Here is a 24,530-nt window from a genome sequence, read left to right as displayed (position 1 = left end):
GATCAACCTACTCATGAGTACACAAACAAAGTCTATTGTTGCTGTGATCGATTATGGCATGGGCAACCTTCACTCTGTTGCCAAAGCCCTTGAGCACGTAGCAGATGAAAATACTGAGATCGTTGTCACCAGCGACCCAGCTGTCATTGATGCGGCTGACCGTGTTTTGCTACCTGGCGTTGGCGCGATTCGTGACTGTATCGCTGAAATGAAAGCACAAGGTCTCGTGCCAGCCATTCAAAAAGCCATGGCGGAAAAGCCCTTTATGGCGATCTGTGTTGGCATTCAATCCTTGATGGCACACAGTGAAGAAAACGGCGGCGTGGATTGTTTAAACCATTTTGATGGCAATGCTCTGTTCTTTGGCAATAACCATAAAGATGTGGACGGTACGAAATTAAAAGTACCGCACATGGGTTGGAACCAAGTGACACAAACGATGAACCACCCTCTTTGGGAAGGCATCGAAAGCGGTGCGCGCTTCTACTTTGTACACAGCTACTATGTGGTCGCGGGCAACAAAGACGAAGTAGCAGGCACGTGTAACTACGGCCATGACTTCTGTGTAGCATTGGCGCGCGATAACGTATTTGCCGTGCAATTCCACCCTGAGAAAAGCCATAAAGACGGTTTGCAACTGTACAAAAACTTCATCCACTGGGATGGCAAGCCTTAGTCCACTGAATAGGAAAATAAAATGGGATTAGCTAAACGTATTATTCCGTGCCTAGACGTGGACAATGGCCGCGTTGTAAAAGGCGTTCAATTCGTTGATATCCGTGACGCTGGTGACCCTGTTGAGGTTGCTAAACGCTACAACGAGCAAGGTGCTGACGAGATTACGTTCTTGGACATCACCGCAAGCTCGGATGACCGCGAAACAACTGTTCACATGGTAGAAGCCATCGCCGCTGAGGTATTTATTCCACTAACAGTAGGCGGCGGTATCCGTACCTGTGAAGACATTCGTCGCATGCTAAACGCTGGCGCAGACAAAGTGGGCATCAATACCGCTGCGGTATTTAACCCTGAGTTTGTTCGCGAAGCGGCTGAGCGTTTTGGTTCACAATGTATCGTTGTGGCAATCGACGCTAAGAAAGTCAGCGCAGAAGGCGAACCAGATAAATGGGAAATCTTTACCCACGGTGGCCGTAAGCCAACGGGGTTAGACGCTGTTGAATGGGCGAAGAAAATGGTTGATCTGGGCGCTGGTGAAATCCTACTAACCAGCATGGACCGTGACGGCACTAAAAATGGCTTTGACCTTGGCGTAACTCGTGCTATCAGTGAAGCCGTTCACGTACCTGTGATTGCATCTGGTGGTGTGGGTAATCTGCAGCACTTGGTTGATGGTGTAACTGAAGGTAAAGCGGATGCCGTGCTAGCCGCAAGTATCTTCCACTTTGGTGAATACTCAATCCAAGAAGCGAAAGAAACCATGCAAGCTGCGGGTATTGAAATGCGCCTTTAAGCTTCAGCTTTCTACAAAAATGGCCGCATTATGCGGCCATTTTTATTTCTATTGTAGGACCGCGGTTTCCGCGGGAAATAGACTTTCCGTGCCTGCAAAAACTTGTTCCTGCGCGCAGCGCAGTCCTACAGAGCTCAGTTTTAACAAATCGTAGGACCGCGGTTTCCGCGGGAAATAGGCTTTCCGTGCCAGCAAAAACTTGTTCCTGCGCGCAGCGCAGTCCTACAGAGCTCAGTTTTGACAAATCGTAGGACCGCGGTTTCCGCGGGAAATAGACTTGCCCTATAAAAGCTGCTTTTTAATGGCTTCGGCGATTTCTTCAGATTTTGAGTCGTGGTAAAGGTATTGTTTAATCTCGTTATCCTTGCCAATCACGTAAAGACGCGCACTGTGGCTAACGGTGTAGTTTTTCGCATCACCTTTTTCAATACGGTAAAACGCGCCATACTGACGTACCACTCGGTCAATTTCTTCTTTTGTGCCTGTTAGACCGACAAAGCTTGGATCAAAGAAGTGGACATACTCTTCTAGGTGATCTGGCGTGTCGCGCTCAGGGTCAACACTGACGAATACCACTTGAACCTGTTGTTTCAGTTCTTCAGGTAGTTGCTTTAGACCGACTTTGACGTTGGCCAAGGTAAGTGGGCAAACATCTGGACAGTGTGTGTAGCCAAAAAACAGCAGTTTAAGTTTGCCTTCGTAATCACTTAAGGAAGCTGCTCCCGTTGCCGAAGACAAAGTAAAGTCCCCACCTATTTTCCCTGGTGTTGGGTTGGAGTCATTGCTTTTCTGGAAAGCCAATAAGGTTCCAACAACAGCCAGAATGGCCAACATAGCAAACAGCACTATGGGTTTTAGCTTCATGACGAAATCCTAAGGTTGCATGAGTGTAAATTGATAATGTAGTGGCTCAACGTCTGCATCAGGCACTGAGATCGCTAATTGCCAAGACATCGCTGAGGTAGTGCAAACCGGTATACGCAGCTCACCTTGATAAAGGTTCGTTTGCGCAACTCGTGTTAATTGAGTTTGGGTTATCCCCATATACATTTCTTGTCCGGTCAATGTCGCATTGAAATACGGCACTTGCTGCTGTGCACTTTCAGGTAAACGAAAGCGAACCAGCATAGGCTTATTTGCGACAATCGAAGATTCAAACGTTAGCTTAATGCCAGCGATTTCATCGCACATCCCTGTATTCACATCACAGTGTATGGCATCTGAAGACGCAGCGTTATCGACGGAGTACCAGCTAAAGGCGACCACCCCCGCCAAGATAAAGGCAATGCTAAACAATTTGATTAATGGAGTATGCATACACCAAAAAGTTCCTTTGTATTTGACGAGCTATGATGCCACAGAACGTCAATTCTGTAATCTTTGCGCAACTGCTTCGTGGTTTTCTTGCCGTGTGAAAGAAATGCCTTGTACAATCCGATCATCTTATAATTCGAATTAGGACAATTCCTCTTGTTGCGCAACATACATGACGCTCTGGCAAAACTCGACCAAAGCATGACTCAAAGTGGCGATCTGTCCGCTATCACTTTTCACCGAGGCGTAGAACGTGAAGCACTTCGCGTGTCACGACAAGATGGAAAAATCTCTCAGTTGCCACACCCCGCTGCGTTGGGGTCACCTCTGACACATTCTTCAATCACGACGGATTACTCTGAAGCATTGATGGAGTTTATTACTGGTGTCCATGACTCAGTCGAAGGTGTGATCAGCGAGCTACGAGACATTCATTTAATGACCAACCGCGTACTTGATCAGCAAGACGAATGCCTATGGCCTGGCAGCATGCCTTGTGCATTATCAAGTAACGCTGAAGTGCCGATTGCGTATTACGGTGAGTCGAATTCAGGCAAGCTTAAGCGGGTTTACCGTGAAGGTTTGTCCAACCGCTATGGTCGCATCATGCAGTGCATCGCAGGCATGCACTACAACTTCTCTTTTAGCGATAGTTTTTGGACGTTTTTAGCGGATTATCGCGGTGTCGACATTAGCACAGAGGAAGCCTTAAAAGAGTTTAAGTCGCAGCAGTACTTCGCTTTGATTCGAAACTTCCGCCGCAAGTCTTGGGTGCTATCTTTACTGTTTGGCGCCTCCCCTGCAATTGATTCAAGCTTTCTGCCTAGCAAACCAGACAAGCTCACCACATTAGGTGATCGGACTTGGGCGGGACTTAACGCCACTTCTCTTCGAATGAGTGACATTGGCTATCAGAATAAAGCCCAAGATGGTTTGTTTGTGTGTTACAACGAAGTGGATACCTATATCAATACGATCAAAGGGGCACTAAAAACCCCTTATCCAGCTTATGAAAAGATTGGCGTAAAAGTAGACGGTGACTACAAACAACTAAGCCATAACATTCTGCAGATAGAGAACGAATACTACAGTGACATCCGCCCGAAACGGGTTACGAAATCCGGCGAACATCCTAGTGCGGCATTACAGAAACGTGGAGTTGAATACATCGAAGTCCGAATTATGGACCTTGATCCAACATCGCCGATTGGCATGAAGCCAGAGACACTGTATTTCTTAGATACCTTTTTAATGTGTTGCATGTTGCATGGAGATGACCGTCTTGGACTGGATGAGTGTCAGCAGCTACGTAAGACACAACAAGAAATCGCAACTCATGGTCGTGAGTTGGACACACCGTTTGATTTTGGTTTTGGTCCGATTCCACTGCGCGACAAAGTGTCTGAGCTACTGTCTCACATGCACGAGATCGCCAAGTTCTTAAGTGATCAAACTGGAAACTCAGCTTACTTAGACAGTCTGGCGCATCAACAAAACAAGCTAGCTAATCTGGAGTCCTTGCCAGCAGCACAAGTTTTACAGCAGTGTGAACAATACGGCAGTTATCAAGAAGCCATGCTGTCAATCGGCAAAGCCCAACAGCAAGCGTGGCTAGCACAAGAAGTGTCGCCAGAATTACAGCAGCAGTTTAAAGACTGGGCGGAACAGTCCATCGCGGAACAAGCTAAAATAGAAAGCAGCGATCAAGTGGACTTTGATACATTCCTTAAGCACTACATGCAGCCACAGTAGAAATCGTGGCTGCATGCTATAGCTCATGATTAAGATCGTGTTTGAACGATAGGAACGACATAAAAAATGGCTTCCCTACCTTAAGTACGGAAGCCATTTTCATATCTAGGTAAAGACTAAAATAGTGGCGTTATAGATTTACAGGAATCTCTGTCGGATTCTCAAGGTCCAACCACTCGGCAAGTTTCAATCGCAATTCATCCACACCATCGTTATTAAGGCCTGAGAATGTCTGCGCCGATCCTTCTACACCTCGCTTTTTCATTTCCTGTCTAACTTTCAACATAGTTGATTTTGCTGGTCCACGTTTAAGCTTATCGGATTTGGTTAACAGTGCGTGTACTTTAACGCCATTGGCCGCAGCCCACTCCAGCATCATTTCATCGAACTCTTTAAGTGGATGGCGAATATCCATGACCAACACCACGCCCACTAACGAGCGGCGGTTCATCAGATAGTCCTGCATGTGTGCTTGCCAATTCTCTTTCATGGCAACAGGGACTTTTGCAAAGCCATAACCTGGTAAATCCACCAAGCGACGATCATCGACATTAAGCCCAAAACAGTTGATCAGCTGAGTACGACCAGGAGTTTTTGAAGTACGTGCAAGTTTACGCTGGTTTGCCAGGGTATTAAGCGAGGTAGATTTACCGGCGTTTGAACGGCCAGCAAAAGCCACCTCTAAACCTTGGTCTAAAGGACATTGAGAAAGCTTTTCCGCACTTTTAATAAAGTAAGCGGATTGAAATACGGAGTCGAATGGCGTCATAGATTGATATCAGTCAATGAGAAATTGTATCGCGTTATAAGTTTTTGCACAGTTGTATATAATGCGAGCCATTCTGCTTACTGGCTCAACGAGGCTGTGCCCGGTTCATACTGGTAAGCATAACAGAAATCGAAACATCTTGATGCCAGAAATAAGATGTTCAGCAACGTCGGTTTAAGCACATTCAGAGGCAGCGAATGAAAAAAGTTCTTATCGGTCTGTTAGTAACAGTTGGAGCAACATCCGTTGCGATCGCTGAAGGCAACCCTGAAGCAGGAAAACCACTCACCGCAGTGTGTAGCGCCTGTCATGGAGCAGATGGCAACAGCTTGGCACCTACATGGCCAAAACTAGCTGGTCAAAACGAGTCATACTTATTAAAGCAAATGTCAGACATCAAGTCTGGCGCTCGAAACGTTGCACAGATGACCGGACTATTAAACGGTTTATCTGATCAAGATTTGGCCGACATTGCCGCTTACTTTGCCAGTCAAAATGTTGTCGTTGGCCAAGCAGACGCTGCCTTGGTTGAAGCAGGCAAAAACCTATACCGCGATGGTAACCCAGCAACAGGTGTGCCTGCTTGTATGGCGTGTCACGGACCTGCAGGCAAAGGCCTTAACTCAGCGAGTTTCCCACAATTAAGTGGTCAACATGCAGACTACACAGCAGCACAACTGAAACTGTTCCAGTCTGGTGAGCGCAATAACGATGCGGCGAAAATCATGCAAAACATTGCGTTTAAAATGAATGAGCGTGAGATCAAAGCCGTATCAAGCTACATCCAAGGTTTGTATTAAAAACAAGCTTGTTAGCAGGCGATACCTATATGGTTTGCTTTTTCTTGATACAAAATCCTCCTTTGGGAGGATTTTTGTTATTAAATCCATGTAAACTCATTACGACAAACGAACTTTTTGTACGTTAAAGCATCCTATTACTATCCTCTTTTACGGGTGCAATTGAGCTATCACATTCTAGGAGCATGACATGAAGAAGCTTTTTTCAGCCTTAATGGTTGCCTTACTATTGCCTATCGCAAGCGCTTGGGCGCAGGACTACAGCGATGGCAATGGCTACACTACAATCAAAAACCCAGTTCGTACTGCTAACCCAGACAAAGTCGAAGTAGTTGAAATCTTCTGGTATGGCTGTCCACACTGTTACAGCCTAGACCCAATTACTCAAGCTTGGAAAAAAACCATCGCAGACGACGTTGACTTCAAATACATGCCAGCTGTATTTGGCCGTAACTGGTTAGCGCATGCTAAGGCATTTCATGTTGCTGATATTCTAGGGGTTGAAGAGAAGCTGCATGCAGACCTGTTTAATGCGATTCACCAAGATCACAAACGCATGAACAGTGAAGATGAATTAGCGGAGTTCTTTACAAACTACGGCGTTTCAGAAGATGAGTTTCGAAAACAATACAATTCTTTTGCTGTAAACAGCCGCCTTTCTCAAGCAGATGCTAAAATTAGAGCGTACGGTGCTCGTGGCGTTCCAGGATTGATCGTTAACGGTAAGTACTTAGTCACCGCAGCAACAGCAGGCGGTAATAATAATATCTACTCCGTGGTTGACTACTTGATCGAGCAAGAACGCCAAGCGAGTAAGTAATAATGATTTAGGATGTATTCATGGCTCCAGCTCAGGACATAGTGATTGAAAACTTACTTAAAGCCCTTTCGCGCACCATTATGCTTGCCGAAGGAAATGATTCTGAGCTGGATAAGCAGCTACAAAACATCCGCGCCAATTTAGGTAAATCTCAAGAGCCAGAGGTTCTCCAGCAAACACTGCAAATGCTGGAGCCTATGGTTCTTAAATACGATGAAGATCGTCTTGCTCGGGCCCAAGCCTTCCGAGCACACCTGCTACTGCTAATCGACACCATTGATGCTCTGCCTAATATTCAACTCCCAGCGCCTGAGAAAAAGCAGCTAGAGAGCGATATCAGAAAATCGTGGCAATCCGCTTCTCATTGGCCTGAGTTGTTAGCTCAAGCCATCAAGCTGTCTTCAAATGCATTAAAGAACCCGGTCAGTCAAAGCAAAAGCCACTCATTACTTGGACGTTTTTTCCGCCGCAAAGACACATCTGAGACCAACAACAGCAATCAATCTGACATCATGTCCCATGTCAGCCATACTTTGGCAGCCCTGCTGACAAATATTTCTCTTCCAGAGGTTTACCGAGATCAGTTACTGGACATTCAAAAAGCTCTAACAGGTAATAAAGACCTTAATCACTTACCAGCCTTGCTTGATGAAGTAATCAACCTCATCATGGTGGCAGTTGGTAAAACGCAAGAGGACTTGACGACCTATCTGAGTCAATTGAACCAGCAATTGGCAAGTATTAATGCCTCGATCTTGAGCAATTACAAAGCCCAGAAGAACATGTCTAGTAGTCGAAAAGATTTCAGTGACACCTTTATGCAGCATGTAGATTCCACCCAAACGGACGTTCGTAATGCTACTGACTTGGATGCTTTGAAACATTTAATCGATGAACGTATGCATACCATTACCGAAGCGATGACTTCGTTTCAGGATAAGATGCAAAACCAGGAAAAGCAGGCAGCTCAATCCATTACTCAACTTAAAAATAAAGTAAACCGCATGGAGCAGGACGCTAATCAGTTGCGCTCTAATATGCAGGAGAAGATTGCTCAAGCTTTATCGGATGCGCTAACAGGCCTACCCAATAGAGCGGCTTATCAAGATACCATTTTTCCACTACTCACTGCTGCGGCACAAACTAAACAACCTCTTTGTATTGCCATTTGTGATGTGGACCACTTTAAGCGAATCAATGATACATGGGGACATCTTGCAGGGGATAAGGTACTTCGACTGATGCCAAAGCAAGTTCAAAGCGCCCTAAAAAAAGAACACCTTGTTTACCGCTACGGCGGCGAAGAGTTTATTGTTGTTTTCCCTATGACCACACTGGACGAGGCTTACCAATATTGCGATAAAATTCGTCTGGCGGTTGAGAAAACACCTTTTAATATGAACGGCGATCCTATTTCGGTCACTATTTCCATTGGCGTTAGTTTGTTTAATGGCAAAGAATCACACGATGAGCTGTTCGAGCGCGCGGATAAAAACCTATATCAAGCGAAAGAACAGGGACGCAATGGTGTTATTCGCGATAATTAAGTGGCTTTATCGTGCAACCAATCCAAAGACGCGGTTACAATACGCAAACTAACGATTTTAAATCTGTCCGCCTAAAGATGTATTAGGAACGAACTGTTATGCAAGATAAAGACAACACCACCCATTTTGGCTTCAAAGAAATTCCAACGGATCAAAAAGTGGACGCTGTAGCGCAAGTTTTCCACTCCGTTGCTGCGAAATACGACATTATGAACGATCTAATGTCTGGTGGTATTCATCGCCTATGGAAACGCCACACCATTAGTCAGTCTGGCGTTCGTGCAGGACAAAAAGTATTGGATATCGCGGGTGGTACAGGCGATCTAACCGCTAAATTCTCTCGTCTTGTTGGTCAATCCGGTCAGGTTGTATTAGCTGACATCAACGACTCTATGTTGAAAGTGGGTCGTGATAAGTTAGCAAATCTTGGTGTCGTCGGTAACGTGCAGTATGTTCAAGCCAATGCTGAAGAGCTGCCTTTCCCAGACAATACATTTGACTGCATTACCATTGCTTTTGGCCTTCGCAACGTCACAGACAAGTCAAAAGCGTTAGCATCCATGCAACGTGTATTGAAACCAGGTGGCCGTTTATTGGTACTTGAGTTCTCAAAACCAGAAACGGAATGTCTGAGCACTATTTACGATCAGTACTCTTTCCGCTTGTTACCGTTTATGGGTAAAGTGATTGCCAATGACTCAGAAAGTTACCGCTACTTAGCTGAATCCATCCGCATGCATCCAGACCAAGAAACACTGAAAGGAATGATGGAAGAAGTGGGCTTTGAACGTGTCAGTTACCAAAACATGACTGGCGGAATCGTAGCATTACACAAGGGATTTAAATTTTAATCATGTGGAACAGTGCCACTCGTTTTCTTCGGATCGTTGCCACCGTTATACGCTACCGTCTTGATACCTTCATACCGATTCAGTTATTGCCTTGGTATTTAAAGTATTCGGTCGGCTTAGTTTTAAGCATTGGACGTAAACGTCTAGATAAGAATCGCAGCACACGCTTGCGTTTGGCGCTGGAGTCTCTCGGCCCGATATTTGTTAAATTTGGCCAAATTTTGTCCACCCGTCGCGACCTATTGCCTGATGATATCGCGGACGAACTGGCTAAGTTACAAGACCGTGTGCCACCATTTTCTGGCGAATTGGCCACCTTGATCATCGAGAAAGAGTTGGGCGCAAGCGTTGATGAAATATTCAAAGCCTTCGACCGCAAGCCTTTGGCTTCCGCGTCCATCGCGCAAGTACATACCGCGACATTAAAATCTGGTGAAGAAGTCGTTGTTAAGGTTATCCGACCTAATATCGAAAAGACCATACGACAAGATATTAAGCTGCTGTATACCCTCGCTCATTTTGTTGCTAAAACCAGTTCAGATGGGCGCCGTCTACGCCCTGTAGAAGTTGTACAAGACTACGAATACACCATTCTAGATGAGCTTGACCTTGCCAAAGAAGCCGCTAACACCGGCCTATTACAGCGCAACTTTGAAAACTCAGACTTGCTCTATGTGCCGCAGATCTACTGGGATTACAGCCGTCGCAACGTGATGGTGATGGAGCGCATTTCAGGTATTCCTGTCGCAGACATCCCGGCATTGCGTGACAAAAACGTCAATATGAAAGTGCTGGCAGAGCGTGGAGTTGAGATCTTTTTCACCCAAGTGTTCTCACACAGTTTCTTCCATGCAGACATGCACCCAGGCAATATTTTTGTCGACCCATCGAACCCTGAGAAACCCAAGTACATAGCCATTGACTGTGCCATCATGGGCAGTTTGGACGATGCGGACAAAAACTACTTGGCCCGTAACCTACTCGCATTCTTTAAGCGTGATTACCGTATGGTAGCAGAGCTGCATGTTGAAAGTGGCTGGGTCCCTAAAGGCACGCCTGTGCATGCATTTGAGTCTGCGATTCGCAGTGTTTGTGAGCCCATGTTTGCCAAGCCGCTCAAGGAGATTTCCTTCGGACAGGTACTACTTGGCCTTTTCCAAACAGCGCGACGTTTTAATATGGAAGTTCAGCCACAGCTTGTACTGCTTGAGAAAACGCTGCTTAACATCGAAGGCCTAGGTCGTCAGCTTTATCCTGATCTGGATTTGTGGGTCACTGCAAAGCCGTTCTTAGAACGCTGGATGAGTGAGCAGGTGGGACCACGACGTTTATTGGATGAGGTGAAGAAACAAGCACCTGAGTGGGCTGCCCATCTACCTCAGATACCTAACCTTGTGTTTTCTACAATGACTCACTTGTCGCAACAAGAAATCAGAATCCAAGAACAAACTCAGGCGTTAGAACAAATTCGCAAAGAACTACGCCGTTCGCGACGCAACCAGCCTTTTAAATTATTAGGCTTACTCGCTTTAGGTGCCGCTTGGATTACTACCGATAACATTGCGCTAGAGCATCTAGCACAAGCGGATATTTTAAGTTTGGCCCTGTTTTTAGGCGGCGTATACCTGCTAGTATTAAAACCGTAACATTTGAGAGATTATAATGAAAATTGATGTTTTGGCCGAACTTGCCACTACGTTAGAAGAACGAAAGTCTGCCTCTGCTGACTCGTCTTACGTCGCTAGCCTACATGCAAAAGGACTGAATAAAATCCTTGAGAAAGTGGGCGAAGAAAGTGTCGAAACTATCCTTGCCGCCAAAGATGCGCAGGCAACTGGGGATAAAAAAGACGTTATCTACGAAACCGCAGACCTTTGGTTCCATACACTTGTGATGCTGTCTCATCTGGAACTTGAACCTCAAGATATTTTAGATGAGCTGGCACGCCGTTTTAACTTGTCTGGCTTAGAAGAAAAAGCCAACCGTACGAAGTAGGAGTTCCACTATGGGTGGCATCAGTATTTGGCAATTATTAATCGTCCTAGCAATCCTGATTTTGATCTTTGGTACTAAGAAACTAAAAGGCTTAGGATCTGATCTAGGCGGCGCTGTTAAAGGCTTTAAAGAAGCCGTTAACAACGACGAAGAGCAAAAGGATGGCCAAACCCAAGCAAAGGCTATCCAAGACGACAAGAAACAAGACGATAAGAGCGCTTAATCTGTGTTCGACATCGGCTTTTCAGAATTACTGGTTGTTTTCGTTGTCGGGTTATTGATTCTGGGTCCAGAACGATTACCTGTTGCAGCGAAAACAGCCGGGTTATGGATCCGTAAAATTCGTCGTAGCATCCAATCTGTGCAACGAGAAATCAATGCCCAATTGGATCAAGAAGAGCTGCAGCGCTCTATCAAAGAAACTAACGAACGAATTATGCGTGAAACGGCCAAGTTTGAGCAGGATGTTGAAGCACCCTCACCAGCCAAAGCAACTGCTTCGGCGGTATCTGAAGTTTCTCCTGAGAACGTTCAGACTTCCGAGAAAGAGCCAGCAACGACTGCTAAATCAATGGACGAGACTCAGTCTCGCGCTTAGTTTACATTGGGAACCCCCAAATGAGCCACGAAGAATCCACTCAAGCCCCTTTGGTTACACACCTAGTTGAGCTAAGAAATCGTCTTTTAAAGTCCGTATTGGTTGTTCTGGTTATCTTTGCAGGCCTTTACTCTTTCGCTAATGAACTCTACTTATTTATCTCTGAACCCCTGAGAGCCCTGCTCCCCGAAGGCAGTTCACTGATTGCTACGGAAGTCGCTTCGCCCTTCTTAGCACCACTAAAACTGACCTTCGCTCTCGCTGTGTTAGTTGGCATTCCTTATATTCTGTATCAGGCTTGGTCGTTTATCGCCCCAGCTCTGTACAAAGAAGAAAAGACCGTCGCAATACCTCTGCTGATCTCCAGTGTAATTTTGTTTTACTGCGGTATTGCCTTCGCCTACTTCGTGGTTTTGCCATTGATCTTTGGCTTCTTCACCTCCGTCGGCCCAGGTGAGGTCGCCGTGATGACGGACATTAATAACTACCTAGATTTCGTGCTTAAACTATTCTTTGCTTTTGGTGTGACATTTGAAATCCCAGTCGCGACATACCTGCTAATCAAAGCCGGCGTCACCACCGTAGCGGGATTATCGAAAAAGCGCCCTTACGTGTTTTTGGGATGTTTTGTAGTAGGCATGTTAATCACACCGCCAGATATCTTCTCACAGACCTTATTGGCCATCCCAATGTGGCTGCTATTCGAGTTAGGTCTGCTTGCTGGTCGTAGCGTGCCAGTCGAGAAAGACGAAGAAGAAACAGAGGCAAGCAAGGCTTAAATTTCCCGTAGGGACCGCGGTCCAACAAACATCCCCGCCTTGTAGGACCTCGCTGCGCGAGGGAACAGCACCGCAAACGAAAACCAAATCCCGCGGAGACCGAGGTCCTACAAACATCCCCACCTTGTAGGACCTCGCTGCGCGAGGGAACAGCACCGCAAACGCATACCAAATTCCGCGGGAACCGCGGTCCTACAAAAGCTTTAATCCAACATAAAGGTCACAGGGCCATCGTTGGTGAACTGAACTTTCATATCCGCACCAAAGCGCCCTGTTTCGACTTTGTCATATTGCGCACGCACCTTCGCAACGAAGTCATTAAACAAGCGCTCACCTTCTTCTGGAATAGCAGCCGTAGAGAAGCCAGGACGCAGGCCTTTTTTGGTTTCTGCAGCCAAGGTGAATTGCGAGACCAATAAAACCCCACCACCTACTTGCTGAACATTTAGGTTCATTTTGCCATCATCGTCACTGAACATTCGATACTTTAGAAGCTTGTCCGCTAAGCGCTGGGTATCAACTTCCGTATCCCCTTTCTCGATTCCAACCAACACCATTTGCCCATGATCAATTGCACCAACGATCTCGCCATCTACTTCGACTTTCGCAGCCAAAGAGCGCTGCACTAAGACTTTCATCCATTTGCTCCTATTATGTGTTCAGTGATTTTGTTCTACACAAATCGCAGACAAAATAAAAGCGCCCTAAGGCGCTTTCATTCCGCTCAAGACCTTGCGGTCTATTTGCTGCTGCTCGATAACGTATTAGCGGCTAGCGCGTTTACGCTCGTTTTCAGTCAACAATTTCTTACGTAGACGGATGCTTTCTGGTGTTACTTCCACTAGCTCGTCATCTTCGATGAACTCAAGCGCTTGCTCAAGTGTGTGACGAATTGGTGGAGTAAGCGTCAACGCTTCGTCTGTACCGGAGGCACGAACGTTCGTTAGCTGCTTAGCTTTAGTAGGGTTCACTGTTAGGTCATTTGAACGTGAGTGAATACCGATGATTTGACCTTCGTATACTTCTTCACCGTGACCTTTAAATAGACGACCACGATCTTGAAGGTTGAATAGACCGTAAGACAATGTCTTACCTTTCACCATACTGATCAATACACCGTTCTGACGGCTAGATACTTCGCCATCTTTCACTGGACCGTAGTGATCAAAGACACTTGTCATGATACCAGAACCAGAAGTCAGTGTTAGGAACAGACCACGGAAACCAATCAAACCACGAGAAGGAACGATGAACTCAAGGCGAACACGACCTTTACCATCTGGCTCCATGTTAGTTAGCTCAGCTTTACGCAGACCTAGCTCTTCCATGATTGAACCTTGGTGCTGCTCTTCAACGTCGATAACCACTTGCTCAAATGGTTCTTGAATCACACCGTCGATCTCTTTCTGAACTACTTCAGGACGAGACACACCTAGCTCAAAACCTTCACGACGCATGTTTTCGATCAATACCGACAAGTGAAGCTCACCACGGCCTGATACGATAAATTTATCTGGAGAATCACCTTGTACCACACGTAGCGCTACGTTGTGGATCAGTTCTTGGTCTAGACGGTCTTTGATGTTACGAGACGTTACAAACTTACCTTCTTTACCAGCGAATGGTGAGTCGTTAACCATGAACGTCATGCTTACTGTTGGCTCATCAACCGTTAGTACTGGCAATGCCTCAACGCACTCAGGATCACAAAGCGTGTCAGAAATACTTAGGCCATCGATACCTGTGATACATACGATATCACCTGCCGCAGCTTGATCAGTATCAACACGTTGTAGACCGTGGTAGCCCTTAACGTTAAGCACTTTACCTTTACGCTCTTTACCGTCAGCAGATTTAACGACTACTTGCTGGTTTGGAGACAGTTTACCGCGTGTAATACGACCGATACCGATAACACCTACGTAGCTGTCGTAATCCAATGCAGATACCTGCATTTGGAACGGTGCTTCTGGGTCAACTTCAGGCACAGGAACGTTATCAACGATCATTTGGTAAAGTGGTTCCATGCTGTCTTCTAACGCTTCTGGATCGTTACCAGACAAACCGTTCAATGCTGACGCGTAGATAACAGGGAAATCTAACTGTTCTTCTGTCGCACCAAGAGAGTCAAATAGGTCAAATACTTGATCCATTACCCAATCAGGGCGTGAACCTGGACGGTCAATCTTGTTGATAACAACGATTGGCTTAAGACCACGTTCGAAAGCTTTAGAAGTTACGAAGCGAGTTTGTGGCATAGGGCCATCTACTGCGTCAACCAATAGTAATACAGAGTCAACCATCGACATTACACGCTCTACTTCACCACCGAAGTCGGCGTGTCCAGGTGTGTCCACGATGTTGATGCGGTAATCATTCCATTTAATAGCGGTGTTTTTCGCTAAGATGGTGATACCACGCTCTTTTTCTTGGTCGTTTGAGTCCATGATACGCTCGGAACCCATTTCTTTACGGTCTAGCGTACCGGATTGACTAAGAAGCTGGTCAACCAGCGTTGTTTTACCATGGTCAACGTGCGCGATGATCGCGACGTTACGTAACTTACTGATATCAATAGACATTAAAATTTCTCTGCATTTAGCGACATGGAATGAGGCAACACGGCAAGCGGGACTTCGGTACGCTAACTGCCGCCTAGATTCATCATTCGGGGTAAAATTCGCGCAATTGTACCCTTATCTTTGTGAACTTCCTATGAAGTTCCCGAAAAAATACAAAAAAAGTCCAAATCGTTTCAACTACCGCAATTGCCCATAACTAGTTTTTAGGAACGGTTACCTGACGCCAAAATTGCTGAGCAATACTTTCCATCTTTTCCGACAATTCATACAGCTCATCACAAGCCCCAGAGTTTTCTCGACAGGTCTCAACAATACATGCAGCAACGGTTACGGCATTAGCAATGCGCTGATTAATCTGTACAGCAACCTCGCTTTGCTGATTCATGGCTTCGGCGGTTTGTTGGGCTTGGTTGTGAATCTGCTCTAAACCTTCTTTTACTTCTGTCACTGCCATATCTGCCTTTGTGGACTCACCATAATGGCGCTCAACCGATGCAACAGCAGCATCCATTTTTTCACAGGCGGACGATGACCCGCTTTGGACACGAGCAATGGCTTGAATAATGTCTTCGGTTGATTGATAAGTTCGCGTCGCCAAACTTCTGACCTCGTCTGCGACCACCGCAAAGCCGCGACCTTGCTCGCCCGCTCGTGCTGCCTCGATCGCAGCATTTAGCGCCAATAAGTTGGTTTGTTCCGCCACCTCTTGGATAACCTCGACGACAGAGCTTATGGCTTCGCTGTCATTGCGCAGTTGAGCAAGTTCATGGTTTGCTTGACGAATATGCTCACGAACGGAGTCCATGGCATGACGAGCGGAAGTAATCGCCTGTTGACCATTCGATATGGTTGCAAAGGCTTTCTCTGTAACACGAGCACCGTCTTGAGTTGTCTGCGCGACTTCTTCTACCGCTGCCACCATCTCATCCGTGGCTTGTTCAATTGATCGAAAATCTAAAGACAGCTCGTGCAACGATTGCTCACTGGATTGAACTCGACTAAAAACATGGTTTTGCTTATCACGCAGCAAAATAGAGAAATTACTGATGCGCCCCACTACTGCCGCCGTCTCGCCACGAAGCTTTGCTAAAGCTAAGCGGATAAACCCAGCCTCATCAGTTCGTCCGGTGTAAACATAGGCCGCTAAGTCTGAATCACTTACATCGCGAGCTTTTTGGATCGCTTGGGCTATGGGCTGGTAGTTCCACCATAGTAATCCTAACGCCACTAGGAACAGCATACCGTTAGCGAGCCAATTGAACGGACTGGGGATGTTCGAAGATACTGTACTTGATGCGATAAACAACAACATCAAAATCCCCGTATTGCGCATCATGAAGGAGAGCTTTGGTTTTGTTGGGAGTTTTGATTCGGGATTCGAAGATGCATTCAATTGCTGATAAAGAGCCTCAGCTCGACGCTTTACCTCAGGCTCCGGCGCTCGTCGCACCGATTGATATTCTACCACCTTGCCATCTTTGATCACGGGGCTTGCATAAGCATCAACCCAGTAATAACTGCCATCCTTACAAGAGTTTTTTACCACCCCCATCCAAGAATGCTGCCCTTGTATGTGCTGCCACATATCGGCAAACGCAAGCTTTGGCATATCTTGGTGCCGGATCATGTTATGTGGTTTGCCCAGTAGCTCAGAGGACTCATATCCACTGATCGATTCAAACTCTGCGTTAACGTATATAATCGTACTGTCTAAGGTAGTGAGTGAGAGTATATTAGACGACTTATCTAATATGCGTTCTTCTCCTTGTTGCGTGTAAGTCATATAGTCCCTTCCTTATGTAATAAGGAATCGAGTCTATATTTCTGCGGAGTTTCAATATTGATGCGTGTCACAGTTTTCCGAATCGACACATTACCTTACAAAGCATACGTATATAGATTTGCTGGGCAATGTAAATTTAGCTAGAAAACAACTTAGTCTGTGTGCAGCCGTTACAGTACATTACACAAGGAGAGCCACCTTGCACCAAAATAGCGCAAGGTGATGTGAGTTATGGCAAATACACACCTACGTTTTCATTGCCTTTAGACAGCAGGTGCGATGCGTGAATGCGACTCATCACGCCTTTGCCACAATACAGTAGGTAAGTCGCATCTTGGTCTAGCGTCGACCACTTGGTGCTTAGAGTAAAGAACGGCACATTAAGGACTGGACGCCCTGATACCTTAACTGGGTTGCGCTCAACTTCATCTGGGTGGCGAATATCAATAATGATTTCATCGCCTACCGGCATGCGAACAACGGGTACTTCACCTTGGTACTGCTTGTTCACATCTTCAATAACATCTTGAATCGACATTACTCGAGCATTGTTGACAGCATTGTCCAATACGTCGAAATTGAACTTCGCTTCCTCACGCTCTACTCGGTGCATTTTCGCACGTGTGGTTGGCTTCACAGAGATGACACCACAAAATTCCGGCATACTTGCCGCAAATGGCGCAGTACCGATTTCTTTGGCTTTATCGATGATCTCTTGCTTATTCATGGTTACTAGAGGACGAATCACCAAATCATCCGTTACATTATCGATGACTTTTAAGTTAACCAGTGTCTGGCTGGACACTTGAGCAATGCTTTCACCGGTTACCAGTGCCTTAGCGCTAACCCCTTCCATCACTTTTGATGCTGCACGCAACATCATTCGCTTAAGGATAACACCCATCTCAGAGTTATCTACATTATTTAGGATCTCACCCACCACGTCTTCAAAAGGAATCGTGATGAATTTCACACCTAAATTAGAGCCGTACTTTTCCCATAAGAAGTGAGACACTTGCTTCACGCCAATCTCGTGCGCATCGCCCCCAAGGTTAAAGAAACAAAAGTGAGTTTTAAGTCCGCGACTCATGGTCATAAATGAGCTGACTGTTGAATCATAACCACCAGAAATTAATGACAGCACCGCATCCTGAGAACCTAATGGGTAACCACCGAGACCTTCGATACGCTGCTCGATCATCCACACACGATCATCACGAATATCAATAGGAACCAATACTTCCGGATTCTTTAAGCGTACGGCTAAGGCTCCACTGCGTGCCTTAAGAGCCCCACCAATGTGTCGTTCCGCTTCCACAGAACTAAAGTCATGCTGGCCGACACGTTTCACACGCACCGCAAATACAGAATCTTTCAGCACATCACCGTAAGACACCATAGCCTCATCAACGATGCTATCTAGAGTCGTCAATGGAAACTCACGAACGTATTGAAAATGCGCAATACCTGCGATGTTACGCAGCGATTCAACAAATGCGTCTCGCTGAGATTCGTGATCAGAAAGAACTTCTATATAGTCCCAGTTACCTGCCACCGTCACATTTTCATCATGATCACGTAACACGTGACGAATATTTTGACGAAGTTGCTTGATGAATGCTTTGCGAACAGGGCGGCTCTTTATGGTGATTTCTGGAAAGAATTTAACGATAAATTTCATTGGGTGTATGTTTTTCGTACAGTCAGTCTTGAAGGGCGCACAGTATAAAGCATATCTCAGTGAAACCAACCCCAATCTTTGCACCAAAAAAACACACCAACCCGAACATATGCACTATATTGGTTCATTGGCATTTTTATTTCGGATCAATAAAGTGCAAAGGGATACCCTTAAAATTGCACTTCAAATATAAGCCATTGATATTATTAATATTTAATGTGCGCCCAAAATTCTGGCACAACTTGTGCTTTGTATTTCCGCAACAACGCTTCATTGTGAAGCAGAATTGAATGCCGAAAGAAATTTCGTTTACACAACATTGGAGAACAATTATGTCAAACAAGACTCTTGGTTTGATCGCTGAGCACGACGTAAAGTGGATTGACCTACGTTTCACTGACTTCAAAGGTAAAGAACAACACGTAACTATCCCAGCTGCTGGTGTTGACGAAGAATTCTTCGAAACTGGTCAAATGTTTGACGGTTCTTCTATTGCAGGTTGGAAAGGCATCAACGAATCAGACATGATCATGATGCCACAAGACGACACAGCTCTTCTTGATCCATTCACAGAAGAATCTACTGTTATCGTTCGTTGTAACATCATCGAGCCTGCAACTATGCAAGGTTACGATCGCGACCCACGCTCTGTAGCACTTCGCGCTGAAGAGTTCCTTAAGTCTACTGGTCTTGGTGACACTGCATTCTTCGGTCCAGAGCCAGAATTCTTCATCTTCGACGATGTTAAATGGCACGCAGACATGTCTGGCTGTAGCGTTCAGATCAACTCTGAAGAAGCAGCTTGGTCTACTAACAAATCTTTCGAAGGCGGCAACACTGGCCACCGTCCACGCGTTAAAGGCGGCTACTTCCCAGTACCACCAGTTGATTCTCACCACGAGATCCGTACTGCAATGTGTGCTGCTATCGAAGCAATGGGCCAAGAAGTTGAAGTACACCACCACGAAGTTGCGACCGCTGGTCAGAACGAAATCGGTGTTAAATTCAACACTCTAGTTAAGAAAGCTGACGAAGTTCAGGTAATGAAGTACTGCGTACACAACGTTGCTCACGCATACGGCAAAACTGCTACTTTCATGCCTAAGCCAATCGTTGGTGACAACGGTTCTGGTATGCACGTTCACCAATCTTTCTGGAAAGACGGCGAAAACCAATTCGCAGGCGATCAGTACGCTGGCCTATCTGAAATGGCGTTGTACTACATCGGCGGTATCATCAAGCACGCTAAAGCAATCAACGCTTTCGCAAACGCTTCTACTAACTCTTACAAGCGTCTTGTACCAGGTTTCGAAGCACCAGTTATGCTTGCTTACTCTGCTCGTAACCGTTCTGCTTCTATCCGTATCCCATACGTTGCGTCTCCTAAAGGCAAGCGTATCGAAGCACGTTTCGCGGATCCAACCGCTAACCCATACCTATGTTTCGCAGCAATGTTGATGGCTGGTATCGACGGTATCAAGAACAAGATCCACCCAGGGGATGCAGCTGACAAAGATCTATACGACCTACCAGCTGAGGAAGCATTGGCTATCCCTACAGTTGCAGGTAGCCTTGAAGAAGCTCTTAACTGCCTAAGCGAAGATCGCGCATTCCTAACAGAAGGCGGCGTATTCTCTGATGACATGATCGACGCTTACATCGCACTTAAGTCTCAAGAAGTTGAGCTAGTAAACATGACAACTCACCCAATCGAGTTCGACCTTTACTACAGCGTATAATTTCTCGTAATACTTTATACCGAAAGCCCCGACCTATGTTGGGGCTTTTTTTTGCCTTTTTTTAATGCGCCAGCCATATTGCGCACTATTTTAGTGCGTACGTGAATGCTAAATTACTTATAAAGCTCAGTAAAATAAGGCCTTCACAAATGCCCAATGTTGGTTCGTATTTTGCAATGCTTTCTTTATTCACGTGAATGCTGCCCTAAGTGCTCGCCAAGCAACGCACTCAAATGCATCACTCAAAGCGATTTTAAGAGGCTATATCGGTGTACAGTTTACTGATCGACCATTTATCCACAGCGGTTTTACAGTTAAACAGAGAGCTTTGTATTGAGTATCTCAACCCGTCGGCAGAAATGATGCTGGAAGTCAGTCGACGCCGTATCTACGGCCAAGATTTGGCTTCAGCTTTGAGCGAGGACGAAGCTAGCCGCAGCGCTTTACTAGCTGCAATTGAATCTGGCCACGCCTTCACAAAGCGAGAAGCTGAAATCACGTTAACCACAGGCAAAACCTTACTCTGTGATTACAACGTAACCCCAGTGATGGGTGCTCTCAATATTACCGATAGTTTGTTGATTGAGTTACACCCACGAGACCGCATGAAGCGCATCTCAAAAGAAGATGAGCTGATTGCCAATCACCAGACCAGCAAAGAATTAGTGCGCGGCTTAGCCCACGAAATCAAGAACCCATTAGGTGGTATTCGTGGTGCGGCGCAGTTGATCAGTAAGGTGTTTGATGATGAAGGCCTAAAAGATTACACCCAAGTGATTATCGAAGAGTCCGACCGTTTAAGAGATCTCGTCGATCGCTTACTTGGACCACGTCAATTACCACAATACAAGCCTTTGAATATTCACCGGGTAATTGAACGCGTTAATCAGCTTATTTCCGTTGAATCGGAAGGTCAGATCAAACTCATACGAGATTACGACCCAAGTATCCCAGATATCGTGGGCGATGAAGCCCAGCTTATCCAGTCAGTCCTAAACGTCATGCGCAATGCAATGCAGGCACTGATATCACAACAAGAGAACTTAGAAAAACAAATAACCGTATCCACTCGCACCTTGCGCCAGTTCACCATCGGCGCTAAACGTCACCGCCTAGTGTGCCGTTTAAGCATTGTTGATAACGGTCCCGGAATTCCGGAAAACATAATGAAAACGCTGTTCTATCCAATGGTGAGCGGACGTGCTGATGGCACAGGATTAGGGTTATCCATCGCACAATCTGTCATTCACCAACACAATGGCATCATTGAATGCAACAGCCAACCACAGCACACAGAATTCAACATCCTAATACCGATCGAAAAATCGGTGACGGGCTAGGAGGAGCACATGTCACAACAAGAAACCGTTTGGATCGTCGATGATGATCGTTCAATTCGTTGGGTATTAGAGAAAACCCTTGAACAAGAAGGCATTCAGTGTCGTCTGTTTGAATCCGCAGAAGCCTTAGCCAGTATGATTGGCAAAGAGCAACCCACAGTTATCATCAGCGACATTCGCATGCCAGGCATGGATGGCCTAGCACTATTAAGTCAATTGCAAAAAGATCACCCTTACATTCCGGTGATCATTATGACAGCCCACTCAGATCTTGAGAGTGCGGTAGCTTCTTATCAAGGTGGTGCGTTTGAATACCTACCAAAGCCATTTGATGTAGAAGAAGCCGTCAGCTTAATAAAACGTGCCATTTTGCACCATAACAAATCCAAGCCGGAAATCCTCAACGAGGAAGAAAGCGAGCCACTGGCACAGAAAGAAATCATCGGTGAAGCACCAGCGATGCAGGAAGTCTTTCGCGCTATTGGCCGTCTTGCCAATTCAAACATCACCGTTTTGATCAATGGTGAATCCGGCACCGGTAAAGAATTAGTTGCGCAAGCCCTACACCGTCATAGCCCAAGAGCGGCCAACCCATTTATTGCCCTAAACATGGCAGCCATTCCTCACGACCTCATAGAGTCCGAGTTATTCGGTCACGAAAAAGGTGCTTTTACCGGGGCGAATACCCAGCGCCGTGGACGCTTCGAACAGGCCAATGGTGGCACGCTGTTTCTTGATGAAATCGGTGATATGCCTGCGGAAACGCAAACCCGCCTATTGCGTGTGTTAGCCGATGGCGAATTCTATCGCGTCGGTGGCCATACTCCGGTCAAAGTGGATGTGCGTATCATTGCAGCGACCCACCAAGATCTTGAAGGATTGGTGACAAAAGGCTCATTCCGTGAAGACTTATTCCACCGCTTAAACGTTATCCGTATTCACTTGCCTAAATTGGCTGAACGCCGTGAAGACATTCCTAAGTTAGCTCGCCACTTCTTAAGTCGCGCAGCAGAGGAGCTTCATGTTGAGCCGAAAGTATTGACCAAAGAAACCGAGAACTACATGAGTCGTCTCGACTGGCCTGGCAACGTGCGCCAACTTGAGAACACATGTCGCTGGTTAATCGTCATGGCTTCAGGCCGTGAAGTACTGATTGAAGACTTGCCACCAGAGTTACTCAATGCAACACCATCTGAGCGCCCGTACGGCTCTTGGGAAGACGCATTGAAAAACTGGGTAGACAGTGCATTAGCAAGCGGCCAAAAAGGCATCCTTGAGCAAGCTGTACCAAAGTTCGAGCGTATCATGATCGAAACAGCCTTGACTCATACCGCAGGCCGTCGTCGCGATGCTTCGCTATTACTTGGCTGGGGACGTAATACCCTGACACGTAAAATCAAAGAGCTGGGCATTGATAACTCCGACAGTGACGACGATTGATTTCGCTACTTTTCACCATTAAGCGCTGATTGGCGCTGCCCTCTAAACGACACCCCGCTCTAGCGCATAGAAGGGTGTCGTTTATAGACTTTTCCTATCACTTTTTCTTGCATTTCTGGCAACAATCCCCTTACATAAAGAGTACTGAAACGGCACTAAAATAAGGATTTACTTATGTACCCAACTCTTGAGTCAATGGGCATTAACAGCTTTGAAAACATCGAAAAGTACACGCTTCGCTATGAAGGCGGCTTTGACGTTCTAAAAATTTACTACCGTCGCGAAAAAGGCTCTTTGCTACCAAAAAGCAAGAAGTTCAAATTCGGTCGTGCTACTCGCACAGTATTAGCAGACGGCGGACAACAGCAATACCGTGAGGTTAGTGAGCCTTCACTAGTGGTGTTACGTGCAGTTGACGAGCTTGGCCGTCTATTAGGCCAAGAGTTTGAAGATAAGCTAACCAAAGAAGACCTAGTTAAAGAACTAGATCACCTTGAGCGCGTTATGGCGAGTAAGATCGCTGAAATCAAAGAGAAGATCGAGAAACTTTCGTAAATCTCTCGCAACGGCGGCAAGGGTGCTAGCCGTTGACTCAAGTTATCAGTAAACTCCGTGACACGTTTTTACGGAGTTTACCATGCTGATCTCATCCAACCCTGACCAAATTGCAGACATCCTGCGCCAAGGTGGCGTGGTTGCCTACCCAACTGAAGCCGTATGGGGCTTAGGCTGCGACCCTTTTAATGAACAAGCGGTTCATAAAATTCTTAGCTTAAAATCACGCCCAGTAGAAAAAGGACTGATCCTGATAACAGGCGATGCGCAACAACTGACGCCTTGGCAAGCATGCCTTCCAATCGATGCATACGAACGACTGATTTCCAAAACAGACTCCCCCACCTCTTGGGTGGTGCCAGACACAACCATCACACCCGCCTGGGTTCGCGGTGAGCACCAAAGCGTTGCCATTCGCTTAAGTCAGCATGTTCCTGTAATTGAGCTATGCAATGCCTATGATGGCGCCATCGTTTCCACCTCAGCTAACCCTGCGGGCTTAGAGCCAGCTAAAAGCAAAGAAGAGGTACTGGCGTATTTCCAAGATCGCTGCGACGCCATCTTCGATCAGTCTATAGGCGATGCAGCAAAACCTTCACAAGTGCTGGATATCCTCACGGGGAAGCAGTTTCGCGCATAAAAAAACCGAGCCTTGAACAGACCCGGTTTTTGGTTCCCCTTTATGATATTTTTAGGTGGTTCTTTTCGCTTAGG

Annotated in this window: 24 protein-coding genes; 17 read left to right on the top strand and 7 right to left on the bottom strand. The window is 46.1% G+C overall.

What is annotated here, in order from left to right; genetic code table 11:
* Positions 1 to 13 precede the first annotated feature (13 nt).
* Positions 14 to 676 carry an imidazole glycerol phosphate synthase subunit HisH gene (gene hisH / locus C8D85_RS09520; protein ID WP_133562065.1) on the top strand — a complete coding sequence of 221 codons (663 nt, stop codon included), beginning with the start codon at positions 14 to 16 and terminating at the stop codon, positions 674 to 676.
* 21 nt (positions 677 to 697) lie between these two features.
* The gene (gene hisF / locus C8D85_RS09515; protein WP_067212746.1) at positions 698 to 1,471 is read left to right on the top strand and encodes an imidazole glycerol phosphate synthase subunit HisF; all 774 of its coding nucleotides are present in this window, start codon (positions 698 to 700) and stop codon (positions 1,469 to 1,471) included.
* Between the two features lie 282 nt (positions 1,472 to 1,753).
* Here hisF and C8D85_RS09510 read toward each other — a convergent pair whose 3' ends face one another.
* Together C8D85_RS09510 and C8D85_RS09505 are read right to left on the bottom strand one after the other, a co-directional pair.
* A complete protein-coding gene (locus C8D85_RS09510; protein ID WP_133562063.1) occupies positions 1,754 to 2,335 on the bottom strand; it encodes an SCO family protein in 582 nt (193 codons plus the stop codon).
* Between the two features lie 9 nt (positions 2,336 to 2,344).
* The gene (locus tag C8D85_RS09505) at positions 2,345 to 2,788 is read right to left on the bottom strand and encodes a hypothetical protein (protein WP_133562061.1); all 444 of its coding nucleotides are present in this window, start codon (positions 2,786 to 2,788) and stop codon (positions 2,345 to 2,347) included.
* A gap of 153 nt (positions 2,789 to 2,941) precedes the next feature.
* On the opposite strand from C8D85_RS09505, the gene gshA reads away from it, so the two are divergent.
* Complete coding sequence (gshA, locus tag C8D85_RS09500; RefSeq protein ID WP_244936982.1) at positions 2,942 to 4,537, top strand: glutamate--cysteine ligase; 1,596 nt, start codon at positions 2,942 to 2,944, stop codon at positions 4,535 to 4,537.
* 130 nt (positions 4,538 to 4,667) lie between these two features.
* Here gshA and yihA read toward each other — a convergent pair whose 3' ends face one another.
* A complete protein-coding gene (gene yihA, locus C8D85_RS09495; RefSeq protein ID WP_133562059.1) occupies positions 4,668 to 5,306 on the bottom strand; it encodes a ribosome biogenesis GTP-binding protein YihA/YsxC in 639 nt (212 codons plus the stop codon).
* Positions 5,307 to 5,503: 197 nt separating this feature from the next.
* Between yihA and C8D85_RS09490 the strand changes: the two genes are divergently transcribed.
* The 9 genes from C8D85_RS09490 to tatC all read left to right on the top strand — a co-directional run bounded on the left by C8D85_RS09490 (position 5,504) and on the right by tatC (position 12,696).
* Positions 5,504 to 6,106, top strand: a complete 603-nt coding sequence (locus C8D85_RS09490) for a c-type cytochrome (RefSeq protein WP_133562057.1) — start codon at positions 5,504 to 5,506, stop codon at positions 6,104 to 6,106.
* Positions 6,107 to 6,296: 190 nt separating this feature from the next.
* On the top strand, positions 6,297 to 6,926 hold the full coding sequence (locus C8D85_RS09485; RefSeq protein ID WP_133562055.1) for a thiol:disulfide interchange protein DsbA/DsbL: 630 nt from the start codon (positions 6,297 to 6,299) through the stop codon (positions 6,924 to 6,926).
* Positions 6,927 to 6,946: 20 nt separating this feature from the next.
* Positions 6,947 to 8,473 carry a GGDEF domain-containing protein gene (locus tag C8D85_RS09480; RefSeq protein ID WP_133562053.1) on the top strand — a complete coding sequence of 509 codons (1,527 nt, stop codon included), beginning with the start codon at positions 6,947 to 6,949 and terminating at the stop codon, positions 8,471 to 8,473.
* Positions 8,474 to 8,571: 98 nt separating this feature from the next.
* A complete protein-coding gene (gene ubiE / locus C8D85_RS09475; protein WP_133562051.1) occupies positions 8,572 to 9,324 on the top strand; it encodes a bifunctional demethylmenaquinone methyltransferase/2-methoxy-6-polyprenyl-1,4-benzoquinol methylase UbiE in 753 nt (250 codons plus the stop codon).
* Positions 9,325 to 9,326: 2 nt separating this feature from the next.
* Complete coding sequence (ubiB, locus tag C8D85_RS09470; protein WP_133562049.1) at positions 9,327 to 10,970, top strand: ubiquinone biosynthesis regulatory protein kinase UbiB; 1,644 nt, start codon at positions 9,327 to 9,329, stop codon at positions 10,968 to 10,970.
* A gap of 16 nt (positions 10,971 to 10,986) precedes the next feature.
* The gene (locus C8D85_RS09465) at positions 10,987 to 11,319 is read left to right on the top strand and encodes a phosphoribosyl-ATP diphosphatase (protein WP_133562047.1); all 333 of its coding nucleotides are present in this window, start codon (positions 10,987 to 10,989) and stop codon (positions 11,317 to 11,319) included.
* Positions 11,320 to 11,329: 10 nt separating this feature from the next.
* Positions 11,330 to 11,542, top strand: coding sequence for a Sec-independent protein translocase subunit TatA (gene tatA / locus C8D85_RS09460; RefSeq protein ID WP_133562045.1), 213 nt, complete (start codon positions 11,330 to 11,332; stop codon positions 11,540 to 11,542).
* Positions 11,543 to 11,545: 3 nt separating this feature from the next.
* A complete protein-coding gene (tatB, locus tag C8D85_RS09455; RefSeq protein ID WP_133562044.1) occupies positions 11,546 to 11,917 on the top strand; it encodes a Sec-independent protein translocase protein TatB in 372 nt (123 codons plus the stop codon).
* Between the two features lie 20 nt (positions 11,918 to 11,937).
* The gene (tatC, locus tag C8D85_RS09450) at positions 11,938 to 12,696 is read left to right on the top strand and encodes a twin-arginine translocase subunit TatC (protein ID WP_133562042.1); all 759 of its coding nucleotides are present in this window, start codon (positions 11,938 to 11,940) and stop codon (positions 12,694 to 12,696) included.
* 203 nt (positions 12,697 to 12,899) lie between these two features.
* Here tatC and dtd read toward each other — a convergent pair whose 3' ends face one another.
* From dtd to thiI, 4 genes are all read right to left on the bottom strand, one after another.
* Positions 12,900 to 13,334: a D-aminoacyl-tRNA deacylase gene (gene dtd, locus C8D85_RS09445; protein WP_133562040.1), complete on the bottom strand. Its 435-nt coding sequence runs from the start codon at positions 13,332 to 13,334 to the stop codon at positions 12,900 to 12,902.
* 126 nt (positions 13,335 to 13,460) lie between these two features.
* Positions 13,461 to 15,278 carry a translational GTPase TypA gene (gene typA, locus C8D85_RS09440; protein ID WP_133562038.1) on the bottom strand — a complete coding sequence of 606 codons (1,818 nt, stop codon included), beginning with the start codon at positions 15,276 to 15,278 and terminating at the stop codon, positions 13,461 to 13,463.
* Between the two features lie 196 nt (positions 15,279 to 15,474).
* Positions 15,475 to 17,061: a methyl-accepting chemotaxis protein gene (locus C8D85_RS09435; RefSeq protein WP_133562036.1), complete on the bottom strand. Its 1,587-nt coding sequence runs from the start codon at positions 17,059 to 17,061 to the stop codon at positions 15,475 to 15,477.
* A gap of 229 nt (positions 17,062 to 17,290) precedes the next feature.
* A complete protein-coding gene (gene thiI, locus C8D85_RS09430; protein WP_133562034.1) occupies positions 17,291 to 18,742 on the bottom strand; it encodes a tRNA uracil 4-sulfurtransferase ThiI in 1,452 nt (483 codons plus the stop codon).
* A gap of 332 nt (positions 18,743 to 19,074) precedes the next feature.
* On the opposite strand from thiI, the gene glnA reads away from it, so the two are divergent.
* The 5 genes from glnA to tsaC all read left to right on the top strand — a co-directional run bounded on the left by glnA (position 19,075) and on the right by tsaC (position 24,456).
* On the top strand, positions 19,075 to 20,481 hold the full coding sequence (gene glnA, locus C8D85_RS09425; protein ID WP_133562032.1) for a glutamate--ammonia ligase: 1,407 nt from the start codon (positions 19,075 to 19,077) through the stop codon (positions 20,479 to 20,481).
* A 269-nt stretch (positions 20,482 to 20,750) separates the two neighbouring features.
* A complete protein-coding gene (glnL, locus tag C8D85_RS09420) occupies positions 20,751 to 21,821 on the top strand; it encodes a nitrogen regulation protein NR(II) (protein ID WP_133562030.1) in 1,071 nt (356 codons plus the stop codon).
* A gap of 9 nt (positions 21,822 to 21,830) precedes the next feature.
* Positions 21,831 to 23,261: a nitrogen regulation protein NR(I) gene (gene ntrC / locus C8D85_RS09415; RefSeq protein WP_133562028.1), complete on the top strand. Its 1,431-nt coding sequence runs from the start codon at positions 21,831 to 21,833 to the stop codon at positions 23,259 to 23,261.
* A gap of 174 nt (positions 23,262 to 23,435) precedes the next feature.
* Positions 23,436 to 23,816 carry a DUF3461 family protein gene (locus tag C8D85_RS09410; RefSeq protein WP_133562026.1) on the top strand — a complete coding sequence of 127 codons (381 nt, stop codon included), beginning with the start codon at positions 23,436 to 23,438 and terminating at the stop codon, positions 23,814 to 23,816.
* A gap of 82 nt (positions 23,817 to 23,898) precedes the next feature.
* Positions 23,899 to 24,456 carry an L-threonylcarbamoyladenylate synthase type 1 TsaC gene (gene tsaC, locus C8D85_RS09405; protein ID WP_133562024.1) on the top strand — a complete coding sequence of 186 codons (558 nt, stop codon included), beginning with the start codon at positions 23,899 to 23,901 and terminating at the stop codon, positions 24,454 to 24,456.
* The last annotated feature ends 74 nt before the right edge of the window (positions 24,457 to 24,530 follow it).

It is taken from the genome of Marinomonas communis (assembly GCF_004363305.1).
In the GTDB taxonomy this organism is placed as follows: Bacteria; Pseudomonadota; Gammaproteobacteria; order Pseudomonadales; family Marinomonadaceae; genus Marinomonas; species Marinomonas communis.
The sequence above is the reverse complement of the archived record's forward strand: the minus strand, read 5'-3'. Positions and strand labels throughout refer to the sequence as shown.